The organism is Alteriqipengyuania abyssalis, assembly GCF_019857185.1.
Classification (GTDB): Bacteria; Pseudomonadota; Alphaproteobacteria; order Sphingomonadales; family Sphingomonadaceae; genus Alteriqipengyuania; species Alteriqipengyuania abyssalis.
The window spans coordinates 647,182-668,281 of sequence record NZ_JAHWXP010000001.1; the positions used below are offsets into that span (position 1 = coordinate 647,182).

Genomic DNA, 21,100 nt, shown 5'->3' on the forward strand with positions numbered 1-21,100 from the left:
ACGGCGGGGACGCACTATCGTGCCGAAAAGCGTCAGACGTTAAATTTGAACATCATGATGTCGCCGTCCTGCACGAGGTATTCCTTGCCCTCCTGCCGCAGCTTGCCCGCTTCCTTGGCCCCGGATTCGCCGCCCAGCGTCACGTAATCCTCGTAGGCGATCGTTTCGGCGCGGATGAAGCCGCGTTCGAAATCGGTGTGGATTTCGCCTGCCGCCTGCGGTGCCTTGGCGCCTGCGGGGAAGGTCCACGCGCGCGCTTCCTTCGGGCCCACGGTGAAGAAGGTCTGCAGGCCGAGCAGCTTGTATCCGGCGCGGATGATTTTTGCCAAACCGCTTTCTTGAAGGCCCAGCTCGCCAAGATATTCGGCGCGGTCTTCGGGTTCCATCTCGACCAGCTCGGATTCGATGGCGGCAGAGACGACGACGCTCTGCGCGCCCTCCGCCTCGGCCTTCTCGGCCACCAGCTTCGACAGCGCATTGCCCTGCGCTGCATCTTCCTCGGCCACGTTGCATACGTAGAGCACCGGCTTGGCAGTGAGCAGCTGCGCCTGTTCGAACAGGCGCGCTTCCTCGTCGTCACCCGGTTCGACCAAACGGGCAGGCTTCCCGTCCTTGAGGAAATCGAGCGCCTGGCCGAGCACGCTGGCGAGCGCCTTGGCTTCCTTGTCGCCGCTGGTCGCACGGCGCTTCGCGTTCTCGACCCGCTTCTCGACGCTTTCGAGATCGGCCAGCATCAGCTCGGTCTCGACCACTTCGGCGTCGGCGATCGGATCGACCTTGTTGTTCACGTGCTGGATATCGTCATCCTCGAAGCAGCGCAGCACGTGGACGATCGCGTCGACCTCGCGAATATTGGCGAGGAACTGGTTGCCAAGGCCTTCGCCCTTGCTCGCGCCCTTCACGAGGCCGGCGATGTCGACAAAGGCCAGCTGCGTGTGGATGATCTTGGCGCTGCCGCCGATCGCGGCGATCTTGTCCAACCGGTCGTCGGGCACCGCGACCTGGCCCACATTGGGCTCGATCGTGCAGAACGGATAGTTCGCGGCCTGCGCGGCCTGCGTCTGCGTCAGAGCGTTGAACAGCGTCGACTTGCCGACATTGGGCAGGCCGACGATACCGCATTTGAAACCCATGATATTCCCTGGTCCGGACAGGCGGGCGGCAGGCCCGCGATTGTGTGATTGAGATGGGCCCGCCCGTAACGCTCACGCCCGCCCGTGCCTAGTGCGATGTTCGGCAATCTGGCGAGGGGGAGCAGCTGGCGGACCCGGTCAGTCGACGTTGTGCACCGCCTTGATGAGCGGACCGTAGCCCGATCCGCCCAGCCAGTTGAGCTGCGTCTCGGCGGAAACCGCATTGATCCGGGTTTGCGGCTTCGCACCGGGATGCACTGCGGTGCGCAAGGGGCGCGTGCCTGCCGGCATTGCAATGATGCGCGCGATCGCTGCGGGTATGTCGAGCGGATTGGCGCTGCGGCCAGATCCGTCCTCGGTCCCCATGCTGGCGACCACCTGGGGGTAGCCATCGGTATGGCGGTCCTCTGCGCGCCTCTTGAGTGCGGCAGTATAGATATTGCGGTTGACCCAGACTTCGGTGGGATAGCCACCGGGCTCGATGATCGAGACCTCGATATTATGCGGCACCAGTTCGTAGGCGAGCTGTTCGCTCATCGCCTCGAGCGCAAACTTGGTTGCCGAATAATGCCCTGCGAAAGGCACGATCACGCGGCCCAGCTGACTGGAGATGGGCACGATCAGCCCGCCGCCCTTCTTGCGCATCCCGGGCAGCACGGCCCGCGCCATCCGGTGCGCGCCCAGCACATTGGTGCCGAAGATCAGCTCGGTCGCCTCCATGTCCTGCACCTCTACGGGTCCGGAAATGCCGATCCCGGCATTGTTGACCAGCACGTCGATCCCGCCGCCATTGAGCCGCTCCGCCTCGGCAACGCCGGCGGCAACCTGCTCGTCGGACAGGACGTCGATTTCGATCACGGTGATGTCGAGGTTCTTCTCGGCGGCCAGCGCGCGCAGTTCGTCCGCCTCGGGCCGGGGGAGGTTGCGCATCGTCGCGAACACCTTCGCGCCCAGCTTCGCATAGTGCTCCGCCCCGAGGCGGCCGAAGCCCGAAGAACAGCCGGTGATCAGCACGCTCTTGCCCGCAAGATCGGGCTTCGAGACGACCATTTCGCCCTGCGCGTTGGTGGCGGTGGCGGCGAGCACGCCGGTCGCGGCGGCTCCGGCAAGCAGGGTGCGGCGGGTGAGGGCGGTCATGGGCTTACTCCGTCGATGATATGGGCTTCTCATCCTGCCCGAACACGCCGAGCCGGTGCATCTCCTTCTGCACATACCACAAGGCGAACACATCGTAGAGCGCGTGGCCGATCATCACCGCCAGCAAGGAACCGGTGATCCAGTACACGCAGCCGAAGAGCACCCCGATGACGAGGATGATTGCCGCCACCGCCGGCTTGGCGAAATGCACGACCGCGAACAGCGCAGCGCCCAGCGCGATGGCCAGCGGGGCGCCGACATAGTCGGCCGCCAGCGTCTGCACGCCTGCGCGAAACAGCGCTTCCTCTCCAATCCCTGCGCCCAGCGAAATCCAAACGATGGCGGGGAAGGGCATGGGCTTTTCGAGGAAGGCGAAGTTTTCCGCCTGCGCGCGGATCAGGTATTCGGCGACTTTCGGCAGGCCGTAGAATGTAGCTGCCGCCAGCAGGATGAGGACACCCGCAAGCAGCGCTCCAATAAGGAATTCGTCCTGTCCGAAGGTGACGAAGGACCGGGCGGGGCGGCCAGAGAGCATCCACAGGCCCAGCCCGATCGCGGTGAAGGTCAGCGTTTGCCCGGTCAGCAGCGCCAGCAGGGTGGCCCGGCCCGGCATCGCGCGGCTCAGTCCTGCATCCGGAGCGCGACGTCGTTCATGAAGCGCGCATCGTCGCCCTCGGCGAGCCAATGCGCCTCGCTCGCCATCGCGCCGAGCATGGTGGCAAGATCGTCCATTTCCGCCTTGGCGTAGTTGCCCAGCACATGGCCGGTCACCCGGTCCTTGTGCCCGGGGTGGCCGATGCCGATCCGCACCCGGCGGAAGTCGGGGCCGAGGTGCTGGTTGATGCTGCGCAACCCGTTGTGCCCGGCCAGCCCGCCGCCCATGCGCACCTTGACCTTGAAGGGTGCGAGGTCGAGCTCGTCGTGAAACACGGTCAGCGCCTCGGGCTCCAGCTTGTAGAACCGCAGCGCCTCGGCGATCGCGCGGCCGCTTTCGTTCATGAAGGTCGCAGGCTTGAGCAGCAGGACCTTCTGGCTGCCGATCCGGCCTTCCTGAACCCAGCCCTGAAACTTCTTCTGCACGGGGCCGAAATCGTGCGTTTCGGCGATGACGTCGCACGCCATGAAGCCGATATTGTGCCGGTGGAGCGCATAGCGCGGTCCAGGATTGCCGAGGCCGGTCCAGATCTGCATCGCGCCCGCCTAGCGGGAGAGGGCGGGGATGCGCAAACTTAACTTGCGCCCGGCACACGATACGCGTCAGGACGCGGGGGTGGAGACATTACCGATGGGTTGGCGCGACGAGCGCGGGAGGTCGATATCCCGCTATCAGGATCAGGAGTGGGCGATCGCCCGAATGGGCGGGTTCGTCAGCGGGATGGCCTGCCTGGCGGCGATCTTCGTGTTCGAACGCCTCACCGGCCTGGGCATTTTTCGGCTACCCTTTTGGGCGCTCATGCTGTTCGTCATGCTGCCGATGGCGGTGCTGGCGTTCATCGGCGGGGTCCGGTTGGAGCGACTTTTCGGCGTTCACGATATCCGCAAGGCCAGCCGCCTGGCCAAGGTCGGCTTCATGCTGTTCGGCTCTGTGGTGGCCGCTCTCTCGCTCCTGGTGATCTTCGTTTCGAAAGACTGATCGATCATGCGATGCTGGCGATCTAGCCCAGCGTCGCCAGTTCGCGGCAGTCGCTGGCCAGCGGGTTCATCGCCGCGCTGAATTTCACCGCTTCGGTCTCGTTCGGGAAGATCAGGACACTCGAATAGCTGCGGAACGTGGTGGGTGATGCCAGTTTCACCTGTGTGCCGTCTTGTTCAAACCGGATGCCACCACCCAGGTCATATTCAGAATTCGGGTCGGTCCTGCCCTGCGTCCCGGGCAACAACGACTTCCCCGTGCGGATCAGCAGCGTGCAGCGGCGAACAAAGCCGATCTGCCGCACGTTGTGGAGATAATGATCGCGGCCGAAGCGGTAATCGTGATGAATTTCCGCCTTGGCAGCGTAGATCGCTTTCAGCTGGTCTGTGATCACCAGTTGCGCCCTGTCTATGCTCGTCTCCAGCATCGCCGCCCGCAGGTCGTCTGGCCCAAATTGCGTGTTTCCGAGAGACATCGCAGAGATTGCCGCTAGACAGATTGCCTTCCCGAAAACGCGCATCGCACCACTCCCCCGATGTTTCGTCGGCATCATTGCAGGCGCAAAATGAACGCCGGATTTCGCCTTTCGGACGTCACACAGCAAAACGCCGGACATCCCCTGAAGGATGCCCGGCGTTCGCATTGTTCGTGAAGCTCGGCTTATTCGCCGTCGACGACCTGGTCGTCTTCGCCTTCAACGGTCTCGGCGTGCTGTTCGATGACTTCGGTCTCGGTGACCTCATCGGTGCCTTCGCCTTCGGCCTTCTTGAGCGCCGACGGAGCGACGAAGGTGGCGATGGTGAAGTCGCGATCGGTGATCGCGGATTCGCTGCCCTTGGGCAGGTCGACTTCGCTGATGTGGATCGAGTCGCCGACTTCCTTGCCCTTGACGCTGATCGTGATCTCGCCGGGGATCTTGTCCGCTTCGCAAACCAGTTCCAGCTCGTGACGGACGACGTTGAGCACGCCACCCTTCTTGAGGCCGGGCGAAAGCTCTTCGTCGACGAACACGACGGGGACGCTCACATCCACCTTCGCGCCCTTGGTCAGGCGCAGGAAATCCACGTGCTCGGGACGGTCGGTGACGGGGTGCAGCGCAACATCCTTGGGCAGGGTGCGCACTTTCTTGCCGCCGACTTCAAGCTCGATGATCGAGTTCATGAAGTGACCGGTGTCGAGCTGGCGAACCAGTTCGCGCTCTTCGACGTGGATCGGGGTGGGTTCTTCCTTGCCGCCATAGATCACGGCGGGGACACGGCCTTCGCGACGCAGTGCCCGGGAGGCTCCCTTGCCAGCCCGGTCGCGCGTCTCGGCCGGCAGGGTGATGGCGTCGCTCATCGTATACTACCTTTCGAAATGCTGATATTTGCTCGGTCTCGCCACGCCTCCAGGGATGCACATGGCGCCGAAGCGCGCGCTGTTACGGGCAAAGTCGCGGGAAAGCAACCCGCCTTAGCGTACCCGGCGCACGGTGTAGCCCTTGGCCTCGATCAGCGCGACCAGCCCGCCCTTGCCGACCATGTGCGCCGCCCCCACCGCGATCAGCGGGTGGCTGTCGCTCTCCAGCAAGCGGATAATGCGCGGCATCCACGCGGCATTGCGCCGCTCCAGCAGCGCTTCGCGAATTTCGTCGTCCGCCAGCAGGCCTTCGCGGGTGAGCGCGGCCAGCCCGGCCTCATCGCCCTGAAGGTAGAGTCGGATCGGGCGCTGGCGCTGGTCGCTGTCGGCTTCGGCCTCTTCCACGATCGCGCCCAGCATCGCGCGCTGGGCCCGTTCTGAGAGCCCGTCGAACACCGCGAACTGGCGCGCCGCGCCTTCGAGCTCGACCACCCGGCGACCGTTGAAATCGCGGATCAGCGCGCGGTCGATCCCGTTCGCGGCGTCCGCTCCGCTGTCGATCGACTGGGCGAGGATCAGGGCCGCGCCCCAGCTTTCGATCCCGCGGAAATCGTCGAGGCCATAGGGCGTGTCGGCGACCAGAGCGGTCAGGCTTTCGCGCTGGTCAGGCGGCACGCGGGAGAGCAGCGGCGGTTGGCCGGGCGAATAGGCGAGCGGCTTGAACGCGCTCGCCACCGCCCGCCCATCGTCCAGTTCGGCGATTTCCACCGCGAGCACGCCCGCCTGCGCAACCGCATTGTCGAGGGCAGGCGTGCGCCATTCGACGCCATCGGGGAGGGCATGGATGGTGCCGATCAGCCAGCCCGCACTGGTTCCGTCGGCCCGGGCGATCTCCCACAGCAGCGGGTTCGGTTCGTCCGGGGCAACCGGGGGCTGTTTGTCAGGCTGGCCGCAAGCCGCGACCAGCAGCGCCAGCAGCGCGAGGATCGCGGCGCGCATGGTCACTGCACCCGCACCGCCTGGATGCCGCGCTCTGCCAGCAGATCCTGCAGCTTGTTGGTCCCGGCAAGATGCCCGGCGCCGACCGCAATGAAGATCGTGCCCGGCGTATCGAGCCGGTCGTCGATCCACACCGCCCAGTTGGCGTTACGGGCATAGAGCAGCCGCTCGGCAAGAACGGGGTCGGATTCGAGCGCGTCGTTGAGCAGGTGGCCAAGCGCCTCGACATCGCCTTCGGCCCATTCGGCGATCATCTCGTCGAGCATCGGGCCGAGCGTGTCGATCTCTGCCGCAGTTTCGACCAGATAATCGAGCTGCGCGTCCATCGGCAGTTCGTCGAAGATCGAGAACTGGTAGCGCGGTGTTTCCAGCGCATCGCGGCCCTTGGTATCGCCCACCGTCGCTTCGAGCACGGTTTCGGTGCCGTTCTGCGGTTGGAAGCCCGCCTTGGCGAAGGCCACATTGCTCAGTTGCAGGGCCGCGAACCAGGGCTCGAGATTGTCGAACGCTTCCGGCGGCACTCCGATGGAGGCCATTGCTGTCTCATAAGTCTCGCGCTGCTCCTCGCTCATCATGCCGCGCAAGGTCGTTCCCTGCGGCAGGATGGCGATCTGTTGAATCATCGGGCCGATCTCGGCCAGCGCTTCGGGGCTCATGTCGATTTCGGTGACCAGCGTGCTGCTCTCGTCCAGCGCGGTCTTCACCGGACCGCTGTACCAGTCGACGTCGGAAGGCAGGGCATGGACCGTGCCGAACAGGTAGATCGTCGTATCCTCGTCCGCCACGCGCCACAGGGCGGGTGCATCTTGCGCCATCGCGCCGGTGGTGAGGGAGAACGCGGCGGCAAGGCCGATCAGGGTGTTGCGGGTCATTCTGGCAAGCATGTTGTGTGCTCCTGAAAGAAAAAGGCGGAAGTCCGAGGGAAGCTGCGATGCATCCGCCTAGCCGCGCAATTTGACGGCAAGGAATGTCAGCATCGTAGCGGCAAAGGCAATGACGAAAATTCCAAATGCGGTGGGGTGGGGCACCAGCCCGCCCATCGCGAGCACCGCCCAGATCGGATAGCCCGCGACGGCAGCGATGCAGCCGCCGGCATAGCCGATCAGGTTCTGGCGCATCTGGTAATCGTCGATCTGGGTGAACCCCCAGACCGGCAGCACCGCGAAGGCGAAGAAGAACGCCGCCGCCATCGCGATGGCCGCCCATGCGGGCATGGTCAGCGTTTCGATCTGGCCGACGAGGAAGTTGCCTTCCCCGTTCTCCAACCCGGAAAGGAGCGCGCCGATCACCGCACCGACCAGCCCAGCGAAGAGCAGGAAGGCCCACTTGCGCCGCTGGCGGGCGCGGTTGCGCGCTTCACCCGGATTGCGGATATCGTCCGGTTCGTGGTCCATTGTCAGTCCTCCTCTTCGAGGAAAATGGTTTCGATCGGCATGTCGAACACGCGCGAGATCTTGAAGGCGAGGCCCAGCGAGGGGTCGTGCTTTCCCGTCTCGATCGCGTTGACCGCCTGACGCGACACATCCAGCCTCCCGGCCAGCTCCGCCTGGCTCCAGTCGCGTTCTGCGCGCAGGACTTTCAGGCGGTTTTTCATGCGCTGCCTGTCCCGCGAATGCGCCTAACTGCGAAGCCTAGGTGGTATGCGAGGCCGGACAGGATGGCGAGCAGGTAGCCATCGGCCATGAAGCCCGGGTTTCCACGCGCCAGATCCGGCAGATCGCCCGCTGCGGCCCAGTAACCGAGGATGTTGCCACCGTTGAGGAAGCCCATCACCGCGCCCGCAAACAGATAGAGCGCGATAACCGCCATCCCCCATCGCAGCGCGACGTTGCGCAGTCCGTTGAAGTAGTCGTCGTAGCGATGGGCAAACACAGTCACGAAAATCATCGCGCCGGTGATCGCCAGCGATGCGGTGTCGACACCTTGGCCAAAGCCAATCGTGTAATCGGCTAACAGTACGCCATTAGCGGCCAGACCGATCCACGGCAGAACATAGGCGTGAGACTGCTCTTCTTGGCTCGGTGCGGTGGGGTCATAAGCCATGCGGCAATCTCCCAAATGAAAATGCAGGGATCACAAACTGCTCCTCAGCCACTTGAGGTGGAAGCCTACGAAGAACGCGGTGAGGGCGATCGGGCCGACGAATTCGGGGCTGATCATCTGGTCACGGGCCGATCTGGTCACCCCGTCGAGAAACCCTTCGAGGAAGGGGGCGAAGGCGAAGGTGGCAACCACCGCCACGACGGCGAAGCCGGTGCCGCTGTTCCACAGCTGCTCGATATATTCGTCGCGAAACCGCCGCCGCAAAAGCATCACCAGGCTGACCAGCAATACGCCGACACTCAGCCCTGCCACGAAGTCGGGCCAGTCGAGAATCTGCGAAACCACCATCAGGATGGTCGCGACAAAACCCATCGACGCGGCGGTGAGATACAGGCGTGTGCGCTTGTCGCGGGTCATGCGGCGCTCCCGGCGAACATGACGATCTTCGCCGCGATATTGCCTGCACCATAGCCGGCGAGAACGATGAAGGCGCCCGCGGCGATGCGCTTCCACAGCGGCTGTCGGGTTGGGCTCAGCGTGTTGGTCATCTCGGTATCTTTCGTTGATGCGTCTGGGATGCGAAGGGCTGAAGGCTATGCGCCGAAAGGGGCGGAGCAGACCTTGGGGCGTCGGCTCCGCCCGGTGGGGCTCACGCTTCCGGATCGACGGTCAGCCCGGCAAGGTGTGCGCCGCGTGCCTCGATCATGGCGAGATCGACCTGCGACTGCACCGCGCTGCGGACATCCGCCGCGCAGGCCTGCATTTCGAGGCGTGCGGCAACACCGCGCTGGCCGCTGCGGCAGACATTGCGCACCGCGCTGTCGATCCGCGCGTCGAGCATGTCGCGCCCGGCCTCGGTCGAAAGATCGAACTTGCCGGTGTCGATTTCGATCGAGCGGGTGTGCGCCGATGCGTTCACGGGGACGAGGGCAGCGGCGAACAGGACGGCGGTCAGGATACGGGTTTTCATCAGTTCATTCCTTTTTGGATATTGGGTCCAATGGTCATGCCAACCTTCCGGTATGTCAGGTTGTGCTGACTATATGGATCGATTCGCTGACGCTGTCAACATGACCTGACATTAAGACCGATATTCCTGACACGTTGGACAGGGAAATGGGCCTATATCTCTGTATTTACTGGGAAATTTTTTCCTGCAAACTCTAGGCTAACCATGGCGCTAGCGATGCGCGTGCCGCGCACGCTCTTGCGAATCTTTCACCGTTCACGCCGTTGACGCTGTCGCGCGGCTTCGCCATGGCCGCTCGCACCATGAGCCGGTCCCCGCAGTCCAGTTTCCAAGACATGATCCTTGCGCTCCACGATTTCTGGAGCGCGCAAGGCTGTGTCATCCTGCAACCCTACGACATGCGTATGGGGGCAGGCACGTTCCACACCGCGACGACGCTGCGTGCGCTGGGGCCGGAGCCCTGGAATGCCGCCTTCGTGCAGCCGTGCCGCAGGCCGACCGACGGCCGCTATGGCGAGAACCCGAACCGGCTGCAGCATTATTACCAGTATCAGGTGATCCTGAAGCCGAGCCCGAGCGACATCCAGGACCTCTATCTTGAATCGCTTCGGGTGATCGGGATCGATCCGCTCAAGCACGATATCCGCTTCGTCGAGGATGACTGGGAATCGCCCACGCTAGGTGCCTGGGGGCTGGGCTGGGAAGTCTGGTGCGACGGGATGGAGGTGACGCAGTTCACCTATTTCCAGCAGATGGGCGGGTTCGACTGCAAGCCGGTCGCGGGCGAGCTGACCTACGGGCTCGAACGGCTCGCGATGTACATCCAGGGCGTCGACAACGTGTACGACCTCCAGTTCAACGATCGCGGCGTATCCTACGGCGACGTGTTTCTCGAAAACGAGAAGCAGATGTCGAAGTGGAACTTCGAGGTCGCGGAGACCGATGCGCTGTTCGATCTCTTCGCCAAGGCGGAGAAGGAGTGCGAGAACGCGCTCGCCAACAACGTCCCCATCGCTGCCTATGAACAAGCGATCGAAGCGAGCCACATCTTCAATCTGCTGCAGGCACGTGGCGTGATCTCCGTACAGGAACGCGCGAGCTACATGGGCCGGGTGCGCGATCTGGCGCGTGGCTCCTGTGAGAAATACGCCGAGCTGATGGCCCCCAGGTGGGCCGAGAAATATCCGGAGTGGTCCCTGTGAAAGACTTCCTCCTCGAACTGCGCTCCGAAGAAATCCCCGCGCGGATGCAGGCGGGCGCGCGCGCCGAACTCGAAAAGCTGTTCCGGCGCGAGATGGACGCAGCGGGCGTCGCGATGGGCGCGGTCACCGTGTGGTCGACCCCGCGCCGCCTCGCGCTGATCGCGCGCGGCCTGCCGACCGAGACGCAGGCCGTCAGCGAGGAAGCCAAGGGTCCGCCGGTGGGCGCGCCCGATCAGGCGGTCGACGGATTCTGCCGCAAGAACAAAGTGACGCGCGACAAGCTCGAGGTGCGGGAGGTGAAGGGCCGCGAGACCTATTTCGCGGTGATCGATACCCCGGGCAGGGCGGTGCGCGATGTGCTGGCCGAGGCGATCCCGGCGATCATCCGCGATTTCGCCTGGCCCAAGTCGATGCGCTGGGGCGCGGCGTCGATCTCGACCGAAAGCATGCGCTGGGTGCGCCCGCTCTCCGGCATCGTCGCGCTGCTGGGCGACGAGGTGGTCGAGTGCGAGGTGCATGGCGTCACGAGCGGCGCGGTCACGCTGGGCCACCGCTTCCACCACTCGGGCGACATCACCATCGGCGATGCGGACGATTATGCAGTGAAGCTGCGCGCCGCACACGTGATCGTCGACCATCAGGAACGCGCCGCGCTGATCCGCGAAGGTGCGGCCAGGGTCGCGTCGGAGGCCGGGCTTAGCCTGGTCGAGGACGAGGGGCTGGTGGTCGAGAATGCCGGGCTCACCGAATGGCCGATCCCGCTGCTCGGCCGGTTCGAGGAAGATTTCCTCGAAGTCCCGCCCGAGACGATCCAGCTCACCGCGCGGGTCAACCAGAAGTATTTCGTGTGCGAGGATGCGCAAGGCACGCTCGCCAACGCCTTCATCTGCACCGCCAATATCGAGGCGGCGGACGGCGGCGAGGCCATTGTCGACGGTAACCGCAAGGTGCTCGCCGCGCGGCTGTCCGACGCGCGCTTCTTCTGGGAGGTCGACCAGAAGAAAACCCTCGCGCAGCATGCCGAGGGTTTGAAGCGGATCACCTTCCACGAGAAGCTGGGCACCGTGGCCGACAAGGTCGAACGGGTCGCCAAGCTGGCCCGCTGGCTGGTGGAAGAGGGGATCGTCACAGATTCTCCCCTCCCCGGTGGGGAGGGGCCGGGGGTGGGGGTTCCCACCTCGCAGGCGTCGAACACCCATCCCCAACCCCTTCCCTCAAGGGAAGGGGCTTCGCTCGCCGATATGGCGGAACAGGCCGCGCGGCTGTGCAAGGCCGATCTCGTGACCGAGATGGTCGGCGAATTTCCCGAGCTGCAGGGCCTGATGGGCGGCTACTACGCCCGCGCCGAGGGCCTGCCCGACGCCGTCGCCGACGCGATCCGCGATCACTACAAGCCGGTCGGGCAGGGCGACGAGGTGCCGACTGCACCGGTGACGGTGGCGGTGAGTCTGGCGGACAAGCTGGATACGCTGGCATCATTCTTCGCGATTGATGAGAAGCCGACCGGTTCGAAAGATCCCTTTGCCCTTCGCAGGGCCGCTTTGGCGGTCATTCGCTTGCTGGACTCCAATGGCATCCGTCTGAACCTCTCCACCGCTCATGCTGAGCTTGTCGAAGCACTGTACTTTTCTTCTGAAGATAAGGACGGCCCTTCGACAGGCTCAGGGCAAGCGGGTCAGGGGGATTTACTCGACTTCTTCGCCGACCGCCTCAAGGTCCAGCAGCGCGAAGCCGGCGTCCGTCACGACCTGATCGATGCGGTGTTCGCGCTTGGTGGCGAAGACGATCTCGTCCGCCTGCTCGCCCGCGTCCACGCGCTCCAGAGCTTTATGGAGACCGAGGACGGTCGGAACCTTCTCGCGGGGTACAAGCGCGCGGCGAATATCCTCAAGAAAGAGGGCTTCGACACCCCCTTAAATCGTCGCCCCGGACTTGATCCGGGGCAAGGCTCGTCTTCCGGTGCGCAAGAAGAAGCCCGATCCCGGCTTGGGGGCCGGGATGACGATGATGGGAATGGTGACGCCATGCCCCATACCGGCGAGGAAGACCCGCTGGCGCTGGTCGACGATCCCGACATGAAGGATATCGTCGCGGCGCAGATGGACGAGCGCAAACACCACCTCGATGGTAAATCGCTGTCCTACACGCCCGAACCGGCCGAGAAGGCGCTGATCGACGCGCTCGACGCGGCAGGGCCGCAGGCGGAACGGGCAGTCGAGGAGGAGCGTTTTGCCGATGCCATGTCTGCGCTCGCCAGCCTGAGGAAGCCGATCGATGATTTCTTCGAAAACGTCACCGTCAATGATGACGACGAAGCGAAGCGCACCGCACGCCTCGGCCTGCTGGCGCGGTTCCGCAATGCCGTCCACCAGGTGGCGGACTTCGGGAAAATCGAGGGATAGAAATTTGCGCCTGGACAGTGTGTCAGGTGTGTCAGGGAATACCGGGGTACGATCGAAATGACGCAGACAGTCTACCACTTCGGCGGCAACGCAGACCACTCGGACGCGCGCCAGAAGGACAAGACCATCACCGGCGGCAAGGGCGCGAACCTTGCCGAAATGGCCAGCATCGGTCTGCCCGTGCCTCCGGGCTTTACGATCACAACCGAGGAATGCCTGCGCTACCTCGATCGTGGCGGCGACTTCGCGCCGGAACTGCGCGACGCGGTTGCCAAGGGCGTTGGCCATGTCGAGCAGACGGTCGGCAAGACGCTGGGCGACGCGGCGGACCCGCTGCTCGTCTCGGTCCGCTCGGGCGCGGCGATCTCGATGCCCGGGATGATGGACACGGTTCTCAACCTCGGCCTCAATGACGAGACGGTGAAGGGCCTCGCCAAGACCAGCGGCGACGCGCGCTTCGCGTGGGACAGCTACCGCCGGTTCATCCAGATGTACTCGGACGTCGTGCTCGGCATCGATCACGGCCTGTTCGAGGAAGCGCTGGAGATCATGCGCGAGGACAATGGCTTCTACTCGGATACCGACATGGAAGCGCAGCATTGGGAAGCGCTGGTCGGCGAATATCTCAAGATCGTCGAGCGGGAGCAGGACGAGCCGTTCCCGCAGGATGTCGACACGCAGCTGTGGGGCGCAATCCGCGCGGTGTTCGAAAGCTGGGACAGCGAGCGGGCGAAGATCTACCGCCGCCTCAACGACATCCCGCACGATCTGGGCACGGCGGTGAACGTGCAGGCGATGGTGTTCGGCAACATGGGTGACGACAGCGCCACCGGCGTCGCCTTCACCCGCGATCCCTCGACCGGCGAGAAGTACTATTACGGCGAATGGCTGGTGAACGCGCAGGGTGAGGATGTGGTGGCGGGCATCCGCACCCCGCAATACCTCACCAAGGCGCGGCGCGAGGAAGCCGGCGCCGACAAGCCGAGCATGGAAGAAGCCATGCCCGATGCCTACGCAGAGCTCGCCCGCGTGTTCGACCTGCTCGAAAAACACTACAAGGACATGCAGGACATCGAGTTCACGGTGCAGCAGGGCCAGCTGTTCCTCCTCCAGACCCGCAACGGCAAGCGCACCGCCAAGGCCGCGCTGAAGATGGCGGTGGAGATGGAAGGCGAAGGCCTGATCGACCGCAAGACGGCGGTGCTGCGGATCGACCCGATGGCGCTCGACCAGCTGCTCCACCCCACGCTCGACCCCGATGCCCCGCGCGACATTCTCGCGACCGGCCTCCCGGCCTCGCCCGGCGCGGCGAGCGGCAAGATCGCGCTGGATGCGGATACGGCAGAGCAATGGGCCAATCGCGGCGATGCGGTGATCCTGGTGCGGGTTGAGACTTCGCCGGAGGACATCCACGGCATGCACGCGGCCAAGGGCATCCTGACCGCGCGCGGCGGGATGACGAGCCATGCGGCCGTGGTTGCCCGCGGCATGGGCCGCCCCTGCGTCTCGGGCGCGAGCGGCGTCTCGATCGACCGCAAGGCGCGCACCGTGCGGATCGGCCAGGCGGAACTGGCGGAAGGCGATGTGATCACGCTCGATGGCGGCAATGGGCAGGTGATGCGCGGGCAGGTACCCACGATCGAGCCCGAGCTGGCGGGCGACTTCGCCAAGGTCATGGAATGGGCCGACGAAGCACGCAGGATGGGCGTGCGGACCAACGCCGAAACGCCCGAGGATTGCAAGACCGCACGCAGCTTCGGCGCGGAAGGTATCGGCCTGTGCCGGACCGAGCACATGTTCTTTGATGCCGACCGGATCATGGCGGTGCGCGAGATGATCCTCGCCGAGCATGAAGAGGGCCGCCGCAAGGCGCTCGCCCGCCTGCTCCCCGAACAGCGCAGCGATTTCGAGGCGATCTTCGAGGTGATGGCAGGCCTGCCCTGCACGATCCGCCTGCTCGATCCGCCGCTGCACGAGTTCCTGCCCGCCGATGATGGCGACTTCGCCGATCTGGTCGAAGCGACCGGCATGGACGAAGAACGCCTGAAGCGCCGGGTTGCGGAACTGCACGAGTTCAACCCGATGCTCGGCCATCGCGGCTGCCGCCTCGGGATCACCTATCCCGAAATCTACGAGATGCAGGCGCGCGCGATCTTCGAAGCGGTGTGCGCGGTGAAGGAAAAGAGCGGCGAGGCGCCGCTGCCCGAGGTGATGATCCCGCTGGTCGCCACCAAGCGCGAGCTGGAGATCCTGCGCGCGCTGGTCGACCGGGTGGCCGAAGAGGTCTTCACGGAGAAGGGCACGCGGGTCGAGTATCTGGTCGGCACGATGATCGAACTGCCGCGCGCCGCGCTGATGGCGGGCGAGATCGCGGAAGAGGCTCGCTTCTTCAGCTTCGGCACCAACGATCTGACGCAGACGACGCTCGGCCTCAGTCGCGACGATGCTGGCCGGTTCCTGGGCTCTTACGTCGATCGCGGCATCTTCGCGCGTGATCCCTTCGTCAGCCTCGATGTGGATGGCGTGGGCCAGCTGGTCGAACTGGCGGCGGAGCGCGGGCGCAAGACCGATCCCAAGCTCAAGCTCGGCATTTGCGGCGAGCATGGCGGCGATCCCGCCAGCATCGGCTTCTGCGAACAGGTCGGGCTGGACTATGTCAGCGCCTCACCCTTCCGCGTGCCGATCGCGCGGTTGGCGGCGGCGCAGGCGGCGTTGCGGAAAGCCTAGCTCCAGCCTGTCAGGGAGAGGATTTCGAAGGTCTCGGTGACCTTCCCGTCCTCTTCCCTCAGCGGCTCGAACCCCGCCTGCGCGCGCGCCCACGCGGGGCGAGTGAAGGCCGGGGGCGCATCGGCGAGGATGCCGGCCAGGCCCTGATCGCGCAGGTCCGCGATCAGACGGCCCAACTCGCCGTATCGGGCGCGGAGCACCCGGCTGTCGACCACCTGCTTGGCAAACCCGGCGCGGCTCATCAGCCCGCTGGCGGCGGGGCGATCGATCTGCGGGTGAATGCGCGCATAGGTCCGCGCACCATCCGCGACCTGCACCACCTGCCGCAGCGCCGGGAGGGTGCCCGCGCCAAGGCACTGGGCGATCATCATCCCGCCCGGCTCCAGCGCATGGCGAGCATGGACCAGCGCGCCGGGCAGGTCATTGAGCGTGTCGAGCAGGCCCAGATTGAGAACGTAACGATAGGTGCGGGGGAAGGGCTGCTCTTCATCGAGCCCGTCCGGCCCCGCGCTCTCGACCTCGAAGCCCCGCGAGCGCAGTTCCGGGACGAGTTGCCCGGTAACGTCGCCGATCACGAGCGTCGAACCGGGTTCGGCGCGGGTGAAGTCGAACCGCTCGAGCACATCCTCGATCATGTCGTCGAATACGAACCGCGCGGCATCCTGATCGCCCTGCCGGGCGAGAGCGCGGTGGTAGCGGGCCCGTCTTCGGGCGGGCGAGAAGATGCGGGGGACGCTGTGTTCGATGGGGCCTTCGGTCATCGCGCTTGCCTACATGGGGGCAGGGGAGCAGCATAGCCCGCGATGGCCAGCAATATTCTGCCCTCCGCCTTCAGGCCGCTGGTCGATTTCGTCTATCCGCCACGCTGCCCGCTCTGCGGTGAGGGAATCGCGGCGGGGCCGGGCTTATGTGCCGCCTGCTGGGAGGGCTTCGACTTTCCGGGAGAGCCCGCGTGCAGTCTGTGCCAGACGCCACTCTCGCAAGGTGCGTCGGATAGCGTCTGCCGCCACTGCCTCGCGCATCCACCCCGACACGCGGGGATCGCCGCGGCGGCACTCTATAACGAGCCTGCCCGGCAGCTGGTGTTGAGATTCAAGCACGGCGGCAGGATCGGGCTTGCTGCGCTGATGGGCCGGCTGATGGCGAGCCGGCTTGCCGATATCCCGGGCGATTCGCTGCTGATACCCGTGCCGCTGCATCGCACCAGGCTGTGGCAGCGCGGCTACAACCAGTCCGCGCTGCTCGCCCGTACGATCGCGAAGCACAGTGGCCACGCGGTGCGGGTCGACGCGTTGCAGCGGATTCGCGCGACGCCCAAGCTGGGCGGGCTGGGCAGGGTAAGTCGTGCCGAGGCTCTGCGCGGGGCGATCTGCGTGAGGGCGGGCCGCCGCGAAGACATTGAGGGTCGTCATGTTATCCTGATCGACGACGTGCTCACCAGCGGTGCGACCAGCACTGCGTGCACCGCGGCCTTGCTGGAGGCGGGCGCAAAAAGTGTGAGAATTGCGTGCTTTGCCAGGGTGGTGGAAGACGAAACGCCCGGGACCGAAGCGATCCCGGGCGCCGCGTGACGAATTTCCAAGTCTGCCCGGCCATTCCCCCGAAAGGCCGATCGGCAGACCAAAACCATCGTCTTCGCACCTCCGGAAAAACCCCCATCCGGAAAATGCATCCCCCTGAACCCGGCGCATCTGCGCGGCGCCTCGGCCTGAAGGGCGACCGTTCCCGGCCACAGAACGCATTCTTCCCAAAGCGACGGGCTCTTGCCAACGGTGCCGTTGCAAAAATGAAAGGATTCGCGCCCCGGTGTGGTGGATTGGCAACAATCGGTCTAACGGGCGTGGCGACGGGAAACGAAAGGATAGCATGGCTCACTCACATGATGCGGAGCGCGAATCGGGCACGCAGTTCCTGCCCAAATTCGGTGCCGACGGGCTGCTGACCGGCGTGGTGGTGGACGCCGCGAGCCGGGAAGTCCTGATGGTCGCGCATCTCGATCGCGAGGCGCTCGACGCGACACTGGAGACTGGGCTCGCACACTTCCATTCGCGTTCGCGGGGCACTCTGTGGTGCAAGGGAGAGACCAGCGGGAATGTGTTGCGGGTGCGCGAGATTCTGGTCGATTGCGATCAGGATGCACTGATCATCCATGCCGAGCCCGCGGGCCCTGCCTGCCACACCGGCGCGCGCAGCTGCTTTTACCGCAGGCTGACCGATGGCCGACTCGAGCGGGTCGCGGATTGACCTTTACGTAAAGGGCATATATACCGTTCCGCATGACCCAAGCTGCTGCCAAGAGGCCCTATACCGGGGCCGGAGCCCATCTCGACCGGCCCGATGCGCAGGAGCGTGAGAGCTATTCGATCTCCGACCTTACCGCCGAGTTCGACTGCACCGCGCGCGCGCTGCGCTTCTACGAAGACGAAGGCCTTATAGCGCCGACCCGAAACGGGCTGACGCGGATCTATTCCAAGCGCGACCGCGCCCGGCTCGCCTGGATCATGCGGGCCAAGAACGTCGGTTTCAGCCTTGGCGAGATCAAGGAAATGATCGATCTCTACGATCTGGGCGACGGCCGGGTGGAGCAGCGAAGGGTCACCATCGAACGTTGCCGCGCCCACGTCGCCAAGCTGAAACAGCAGCGTGACGATATCGACTCATCGATCAGCGAGCTTTCCGAGTTTATCGCCCATATCGAGCAAATCGATCAGGACTGACCCCCAAATCCCCGCTTCAGAGGACCTTTGAATGCCCAGCTATACTGCCCCCACTCGCGATTTTCGCTTCATCATCAACGAGATGCTCGACCTCGAAAGCTACGGCAACCTGCCCGGCTTCGAGAACGCCACCACCGACATGGTCACCTCGATCATCGACGAGGCGGGCAAGTTCACCGCCGAGGTGCTGCAGCCGCTCAACCAGGTCGGCGATCAGGAAGGCTGCACCCGCCACGATGATGGTTCGGTGACCACGCCGACCGGCTTCAAGGAAGCGTTCGACCAGTTCCGCGAAGCGGGATGGGGCACGCTTTCCATGCCCGAGGAATTCGGCGGGCAGGGCCTGCCGCATGTCGTCGCCTTCGCGATGGAAGAGATGATCAGCTCGTCCAACCAGGCTTTCGGCATGTATCCCGGCCTCACCAACGGCGCGATCTCGGCGCTGATCGCCAAGGGCAGCCAGGAACAGAAGGAAAAGTACCTGCCCAAGATGGTCAGCTGCGAATGGACCGGCACGATGAACCTGACCGAGCCGCATTGCGGCACCGATCTGGGCCTCATCCGCACCAAGGCCGAGCCGCAGGCCGATGGCAGCTATTCGATCACCGGCACCAAGATTTTCATCTCCGCAGGCGAGCATGACATGTCGGAGAACATCATCCACCTCGTGCTGGCCAAGACCCCGGGCGCGCCCGATTCCTCCAAGGGCATCTCGCTGTTCGTGGTGCCCAAGTTCCTCGTCAACGACGATGGCTCGATCGGCGATCGCAACGGTGTGATGTGCGGCTCGATCGAGCACAAGATGGGCATCCACGGCAACTCGACCTGCGTCATGAACTATGACGAGGCAAAGGGCTGGATGGTCGGCGAGGAGAACAAGGGCCTCGCCGCGATGTTCATCATGATGAATGCCGCGCGCCTCGGCGTGGGCATTCAGGGCCTAAGCCAGGCCGAAGTCTCCTACCAGAACGCGGTCACCTACGCGCTCGACCGCCGTCAGGGCCGCGCGCTGACCGGCCCTGCCGAGCCGGAGGAGAAGGCCGATCCGATTTTCGTCCACCCCGACGTGCGCCGGATGCTGATGGACGCCAAGGCGTTCAATGAAGGCATGCGCGCCTTCGCGCTGTGGACCGCGCTGCAGCAGGATCTGAGCCACGCGCTGCAGGATGAGGACGAGCGCCAGCTGGCGGACGATCTCGTCGGCCTGATGACCCCGGTCATCAAGGGCTACGGCACCGACAAGGGCTATGACGTCGCCAACAACATGCAGCAGGTCTATGGCGGCCACGGCTACATCGCGGAGTGGGGCATGGAGCAGTTCGTGCGCGATGCCCGCATTGCGATGATCTACGAAGGCACCAACGGCATTCAGGCAATGGACCTCGCCGGGCGCAAGCTGGCGATGCACGGCGGCCGCGCGGTGCAGGCGTTCTTCAAGCTGGTCGACGACGAAGTCGCGGCGGCCAAGGACGAAGAAGGCATGGCCGAACTGGCCGAGGCGCTTGAGAAGGCCGTCGGCGAACAGAAGGCTGCGACCATGTGGTTCATGCAGAACGCGATGCAGAACCCCAACAATCTGGGCGCTGGCGCGCACCACTACATGCACATCATGGGCATCGCCTGCCTGATGCTGATGTGGGTCAAGATGGCGCGCGTCGCAAAGGCTGCGCTGGCCGACGGCAGCGACGACAAGGCGTTCTACGAAGCCAAGATCGCCACCGCCCGCTACTTCGCGGACCGCTTCGTGCCCGATGCCGGTGCGCTGCGTCGCAAGATCGAAAGCGGCAGCGAATCAATGATGGCGCTGGGCGAAGAGGCCTTCGCCACCGCCTCCTGATCGCCCGAGTCGCAGCGTCACGCTGGGACCTAGTTGATGAAGTACAGACGCGGGGTACCCTCACCATAGGACATCCCGCGTCTTCTGTTATATTCAAAGGTTCAAGGAGCCGGTGCGAAGCTAGCAGCGGCGGGGCGAGTAGGAAAATCTCGGGTGGAGGATCGGCAATGAACCCGGAGCGGCGAAGCGATGGCAGCGCGGGCGATGTCGATTACGGCGCGATCGGCGGCACCTACAGCCGTTACCGTCGGCCCGATCCAGTCATCGAGGCGCAAATCCACCGCGCGCTGGGCGATGCGAAAACCGTGCTGAACGTGGGCGCGGGTGCCGGTTCCTACGAGCCGACGCACTGCGAGGTGACGGCGGTCGAACCTTCGGCATCGATGCGGGCACAGCGGCCTGCGCATCTCACGCAGGCGATCGATGCGGTCGCCGAAGACCTGCCGTTCGAGGACAAAAGCTTCGATGCATCGATGGCCTCGGTGACGGTCCACCAGTGGTTGGACCTAGAGGCGGGGCTTGCCGAAATGCGGCGGGTGACGCGCGGCCCCTTGGTGCTGCTGGTGTGCGATCCGGCCGCGATGATGGATTACTGGCTGGCCCACTATATCCCCGAGGTCAGGGAGATCGAAGCGAGCCGTTTTCCGTCTCTGGAGCGCATTGCTGCCGCGCTGGGCGGCAAGGTGACGGTAGAGCAGGTACCCGTCCCGCTCGAGTGCCGGGACGGGTTCAACGAAGCATATCACGGGCGGCCCGAGGCATTTCTGGACGGAAACGCGCGGCTAGCCTGTTCCAGCTGGAGCCTTGTGCCCGGCGAAGCTGTGCAACGCTTCGAAGCGGCTCTGTCTGCCGATCTGGAAAGTGGGAAGGGGGACCAAAAGTACGGGCATCTGCGTAGGCAGCCGTTCTTCGACGGGCCATTGCGGCTCGTGATCGGGAGGGCTGCCTGAACGCTATTTCCT

Annotated in this window: 24 protein-coding genes; 9 read left to right on the forward strand and 15 right to left on the reverse strand. The window is 64.7% G+C overall.

Features of this window, described 5'->3' with window-relative positions; translation table 11 throughout:
• Positions 1-32 precede the first annotated feature (32 nt).
• The 4 genes from ychF to pth form a co-directional block, all read right to left on the reverse strand.
• Positions 33-1,133, reverse strand: coding sequence for a redox-regulated ATPase YchF (ychF, locus tag KYN89_RS03170; protein WP_222823759.1), 1,101 nt, complete (start codon positions 1,131-1,133; stop codon positions 33-35).
• 138 nt (positions 1,134-1,271) lie between these two features.
• The gene (locus KYN89_RS03175; RefSeq protein ID WP_222823760.1) at positions 1,272-2,270 is read right to left on the reverse strand and encodes an SDR family oxidoreductase; all 999 of its coding nucleotides are present in this window, start codon (positions 2,268-2,270) and stop codon (positions 1,272-1,274) included.
• A gap of 4 nt (positions 2,271-2,274) precedes the next feature.
• Complete coding sequence (locus tag KYN89_RS03180) at positions 2,275-2,883, reverse strand: CPBP family intramembrane glutamic endopeptidase (RefSeq protein ID WP_222823761.1); 609 nt, start codon at positions 2,881-2,883, stop codon at positions 2,275-2,277.
• Positions 2,884-2,891: 8 nt separating this feature from the next.
• The gene (gene pth, locus KYN89_RS03185; RefSeq protein WP_222823762.1) at positions 2,892-3,461 is read right to left on the reverse strand and encodes an aminoacyl-tRNA hydrolase; all 570 of its coding nucleotides are present in this window, start codon (positions 3,459-3,461) and stop codon (positions 2,892-2,894) included.
• Positions 3,462-3,489: 28 nt separating this feature from the next.
• Here pth and KYN89_RS03190 point away from each other — a divergent pair, with 28 nt between their 5' ends.
• Positions 3,490-3,903 carry a hypothetical protein gene (locus KYN89_RS03190; RefSeq protein ID WP_222823763.1) on the forward strand — a complete coding sequence of 138 codons (414 nt, stop codon included), beginning with the start codon at positions 3,490-3,492 and terminating at the stop codon, positions 3,901-3,903.
• Between the two features lie 22 nt (positions 3,904-3,925).
• Here the strand turns inward: KYN89_RS03190 and KYN89_RS03195 are convergent, their stop codons facing one another.
• The 10 genes from KYN89_RS03195 to KYN89_RS03235 form a co-directional block, all read right to left on the reverse strand.
• The gene (locus tag KYN89_RS03195) at positions 3,926-4,378 is read right to left on the reverse strand and encodes a hypothetical protein (RefSeq protein ID WP_222823764.1); all 453 of its coding nucleotides are present in this window, start codon (positions 4,376-4,378) and stop codon (positions 3,926-3,928) included.
• A 185-nt stretch (positions 4,379-4,563) separates the two neighbouring features.
• Positions 4,564-5,241, reverse strand: coding sequence for a 50S ribosomal protein L25/general stress protein Ctc (locus tag KYN89_RS03200; protein ID WP_222823765.1), 678 nt, complete (start codon positions 5,239-5,241; stop codon positions 4,564-4,566).
• A 114-nt stretch (positions 5,242-5,355) separates the two neighbouring features.
• A complete protein-coding gene (locus KYN89_RS03205; protein ID WP_248285006.1) occupies positions 5,356-6,240 on the reverse strand; it encodes a TraB/GumN family protein in 885 nt (294 codons plus the stop codon).
• A gap of 2 nt (positions 6,241-6,242) precedes the next feature.
• Positions 6,243-7,112 (reverse strand): TraB/GumN family protein, encoded by an 870-nt coding sequence (locus KYN89_RS03210; RefSeq protein WP_222823767.1) that lies wholly within the window; start codon positions 7,110-7,112, stop codon positions 6,243-6,245.
• A 69-nt stretch (positions 7,113-7,181) separates the two neighbouring features.
• The gene (locus KYN89_RS03215; protein WP_222823768.1) at positions 7,182-7,634 is read right to left on the reverse strand and encodes a hypothetical protein; all 453 of its coding nucleotides are present in this window, start codon (positions 7,632-7,634) and stop codon (positions 7,182-7,184) included.
• A 2-nt stretch (positions 7,635-7,636) separates the two neighbouring features.
• A complete protein-coding gene (locus tag KYN89_RS03220) occupies positions 7,637-7,834 on the reverse strand; it encodes a helix-turn-helix transcriptional regulator (protein ID WP_010237982.1) in 198 nt (65 codons plus the stop codon).
• The gene (locus KYN89_RS03225) at positions 7,831-8,283 is read right to left on the reverse strand and encodes a hypothetical protein (protein ID WP_222823769.1); all 453 of its coding nucleotides are present in this window, start codon (positions 8,281-8,283) and stop codon (positions 7,831-7,833) included. Before KYN89_RS03225 ends, KYN89_RS03220 begins: the two co-directional genes overlap by 4 nt.
• 30 nt (positions 8,284-8,313) lie before the next feature.
• Positions 8,314-8,700, reverse strand: coding sequence for a hypothetical protein (locus KYN89_RS03230; RefSeq protein ID WP_222823770.1), 387 nt, complete (start codon positions 8,698-8,700; stop codon positions 8,314-8,316).
• Positions 8,697-8,831 carry a hypothetical protein gene (locus KYN89_RS15425; protein WP_283248500.1) on the reverse strand — a complete coding sequence of 45 codons (135 nt, stop codon included), beginning with the start codon at positions 8,829-8,831 and terminating at the stop codon, positions 8,697-8,699. Before KYN89_RS15425 ends, KYN89_RS03230 begins: the two co-directional genes overlap by 4 nt.
• A 101-nt stretch (positions 8,832-8,932) precedes the next feature.
• Positions 8,933-9,253: a UrcA family protein gene (locus tag KYN89_RS03235; RefSeq protein ID WP_222823771.1), complete on the reverse strand. Its 321-nt coding sequence runs from the start codon at positions 9,251-9,253 to the stop codon at positions 8,933-8,935.
• A gap of 302 nt (positions 9,254-9,555) precedes the next feature.
• On the opposite strand from KYN89_RS03235, the gene KYN89_RS03240 reads away from it, so the two are divergent.
• The 3 genes from KYN89_RS03240 to ppdK are packed head-to-tail and all read left to right on the forward strand — an operon-like array spanning position 9,556 to position 15,584.
• Positions 9,556-10,455, forward strand: coding sequence for a glycine--tRNA ligase subunit alpha (locus KYN89_RS03240; RefSeq protein ID WP_222823772.1), 900 nt, complete (start codon positions 9,556-9,558; stop codon positions 10,453-10,455).
• Positions 10,452-12,857, forward strand: a complete 2,406-nt coding sequence (glyS, locus tag KYN89_RS03245) for a glycine--tRNA ligase subunit beta (RefSeq protein ID WP_222823773.1) — start codon at positions 10,452-10,454, stop codon at positions 12,855-12,857. The genes KYN89_RS03240 and glyS overlap by 4 nt, the downstream gene beginning before the upstream one ends.
• Before the next feature lie 57 nt (positions 12,858-12,914).
• Complete coding sequence (gene ppdK, locus KYN89_RS03250) at positions 12,915-15,584, forward strand: pyruvate, phosphate dikinase (protein ID WP_222823774.1); 2,670 nt, start codon at positions 12,915-12,917, stop codon at positions 15,582-15,584.
• Here ppdK and KYN89_RS03255 read toward each other — a convergent pair.
• Positions 15,581-16,345: a class I SAM-dependent methyltransferase gene (locus KYN89_RS03255; protein ID WP_222823775.1), complete on the reverse strand. Its 765-nt coding sequence runs from the start codon at positions 16,343-16,345 to the stop codon at positions 15,581-15,583. The two genes, ppdK and KYN89_RS03255, sit on opposite strands and share 4 nt — an antisense overlap.
• Positions 16,346-16,387: 42 nt before the next feature.
• On the opposite strand from KYN89_RS03255, the gene KYN89_RS03260 reads away from it, so the two are divergent.
• From KYN89_RS03260 to KYN89_RS03280, 5 genes are all read left to right on the forward strand, one after another.
• Positions 16,388-17,155, forward strand: coding sequence for a ComF family protein (locus KYN89_RS03260; RefSeq protein ID WP_222823776.1), 768 nt, complete (start codon positions 16,388-16,390; stop codon positions 17,153-17,155).
• A gap of 295 nt (positions 17,156-17,450) precedes the next feature.
• A complete protein-coding gene (hisI, locus tag KYN89_RS03265; protein ID WP_222823777.1) occupies positions 17,451-17,828 on the forward strand; it encodes a phosphoribosyl-AMP cyclohydrolase in 378 nt (125 codons plus the stop codon).
• Positions 17,829-17,860: 32 nt separating this feature from the next.
• Positions 17,861-18,301 carry a MerR family transcriptional regulator gene (locus KYN89_RS03270; protein WP_010237997.1) on the forward strand — a complete coding sequence of 147 codons (441 nt, stop codon included), beginning with the start codon at positions 17,861-17,863 and terminating at the stop codon, positions 18,299-18,301.
• Between the two features lie 31 nt (positions 18,302-18,332).
• Positions 18,333-20,138, forward strand: coding sequence for an acyl-CoA dehydrogenase C-terminal domain-containing protein (locus tag KYN89_RS03275; RefSeq protein WP_222823778.1), 1,806 nt, complete (start codon positions 18,333-18,335; stop codon positions 20,136-20,138).
• A 167-nt stretch (positions 20,139-20,305) separates the two neighbouring features.
• Positions 20,306-21,088, forward strand: a complete 783-nt coding sequence (locus tag KYN89_RS03280; protein WP_222823779.1) for a class I SAM-dependent methyltransferase — start codon at positions 20,306-20,308, stop codon at positions 21,086-21,088.
• Positions 21,089-21,100: the final 12 nt, after the last annotated feature.

Excerpts from the sequence above, each read along its gene's own strand:
- KYN89_RS03200 (WP_222823765.1), bottom strand. The coding sequence starts at position 5,241 with ATGAGCGACGCCATCACCCTGCCGGCCGAGACGCGCGACCGGGCTGGC.
- KYN89_RS03225 (WP_222823769.1), bottom strand. The coding sequence starts at position 8,283 with ATGGCTTATGACCCCACCGCACCGAGCCAAGAAGAGCAGTCTCACGCC.
- KYN89_RS03255 (WP_222823775.1), bottom strand. The coding sequence starts at position 16,345 with ATGACCGAAGGCCCCATCGAACACAGCGTCCCCCGCATCTTCTCGCCC.
- KYN89_RS03230 (WP_222823770.1), bottom strand. The coding sequence starts at position 8,700 with ATGACCCGCGACAAGCGCACACGCCTGTATCTCACCGCCGCGTCGATG.
- KYN89_RS03260 (WP_222823776.1), top strand. The coding sequence starts at position 16,388 with ATGGCCAGCAATATTCTGCCCTCCGCCTTCAGGCCGCTGGTCGATTTC.
- ppdK (WP_222823774.1), top strand. The coding sequence starts at position 12,915 with ATGACGCAGACAGTCTACCACTTCGGCGGCAACGCAGACCACTCGGAC.
- pth (WP_222823762.1), bottom strand. The coding sequence starts at position 3,461 with ATGCAGATCTGGACCGGCCTCGGCAATCCTGGACCGCGCTATGCGCTC.
- KYN89_RS03205 (WP_248285006.1), bottom strand. The coding sequence starts at position 6,240 with ATGCGCGCCGCGATCCTCGCGCTGCTGGCGCTGCTGGTCGCGGCTTGC.
- KYN89_RS03175 (WP_222823760.1), bottom strand. The coding sequence starts at position 2,270 with ATGACCGCCCTCACCCGCCGCACCCTGCTTGCCGGAGCCGCCGCGACC.
- KYN89_RS03270 (WP_010237997.1), top strand. The coding sequence starts at position 17,861 with ATGACCCAAGCTGCTGCCAAGAGGCCCTATACCGGGGCCGGAGCCCAT.
- KYN89_RS03240 (WP_222823772.1), top strand. The coding sequence starts at position 9,556 with ATGAGCCGGTCCCCGCAGTCCAGTTTCCAAGACATGATCCTTGCGCTC.
- KYN89_RS03280 (WP_222823779.1), top strand. The coding sequence starts at position 20,306 with ATGAACCCGGAGCGGCGAAGCGATGGCAGCGCGGGCGATGTCGATTAC.
- KYN89_RS03195 (WP_222823764.1), bottom strand. The coding sequence starts at position 4,378 with ATGTCTCTCGGAAACACGCAATTTGGGCCAGACGACCTGCGGGCGGCG.
- ychF (WP_222823759.1), bottom strand. The coding sequence starts at position 1,133 with ATGGGTTTCAAATGCGGTATCGTCGGCCTGCCCAATGTCGGCAAGTCG.
- KYN89_RS03190 (WP_222823763.1), top strand. The coding sequence starts at position 3,490 with ATGCGCAAACTTAACTTGCGCCCGGCACACGATACGCGTCAGGACGCG.
- KYN89_RS03215 (WP_222823768.1), bottom strand. The coding sequence starts at position 7,634 with ATGGACCACGAACCGGACGATATCCGCAATCCGGGTGAAGCGCGCAAC.
- KYN89_RS03220 (WP_010237982.1), bottom strand. The coding sequence starts at position 7,834 with ATGAAAAACCGCCTGAAAGTCCTGCGCGCAGAACGCGACTGGAGCCAG.
- KYN89_RS03210 (WP_222823767.1), bottom strand. The coding sequence starts at position 7,112 with ATGACCCGCAACACCCTGATCGGCCTTGCCGCCGCGTTCTCCCTCACC.
- KYN89_RS03180 (WP_222823761.1), bottom strand. The coding sequence starts at position 2,883 with ATGCCGGGCCGGGCCACCCTGCTGGCGCTGCTGACCGGGCAAACGCTG.
- KYN89_RS15425 (WP_283248500.1), bottom strand. The coding sequence starts at position 8,831 with ATGACCAACACGCTGAGCCCAACCCGACAGCCGCTGTGGAAGCGCATC.
- KYN89_RS03235 (WP_222823771.1), bottom strand. The coding sequence starts at position 9,253 with ATGAAAACCCGTATCCTGACCGCCGTCCTGTTCGCCGCTGCCCTCGTC.
- KYN89_RS03275 (WP_222823778.1), top strand. The coding sequence starts at position 18,333 with ATGCCCAGCTATACTGCCCCCACTCGCGATTTTCGCTTCATCATCAAC.
- hisI (WP_222823777.1), top strand. The coding sequence starts at position 17,451 with ATGGCTCACTCACATGATGCGGAGCGCGAATCGGGCACGCAGTTCCTG.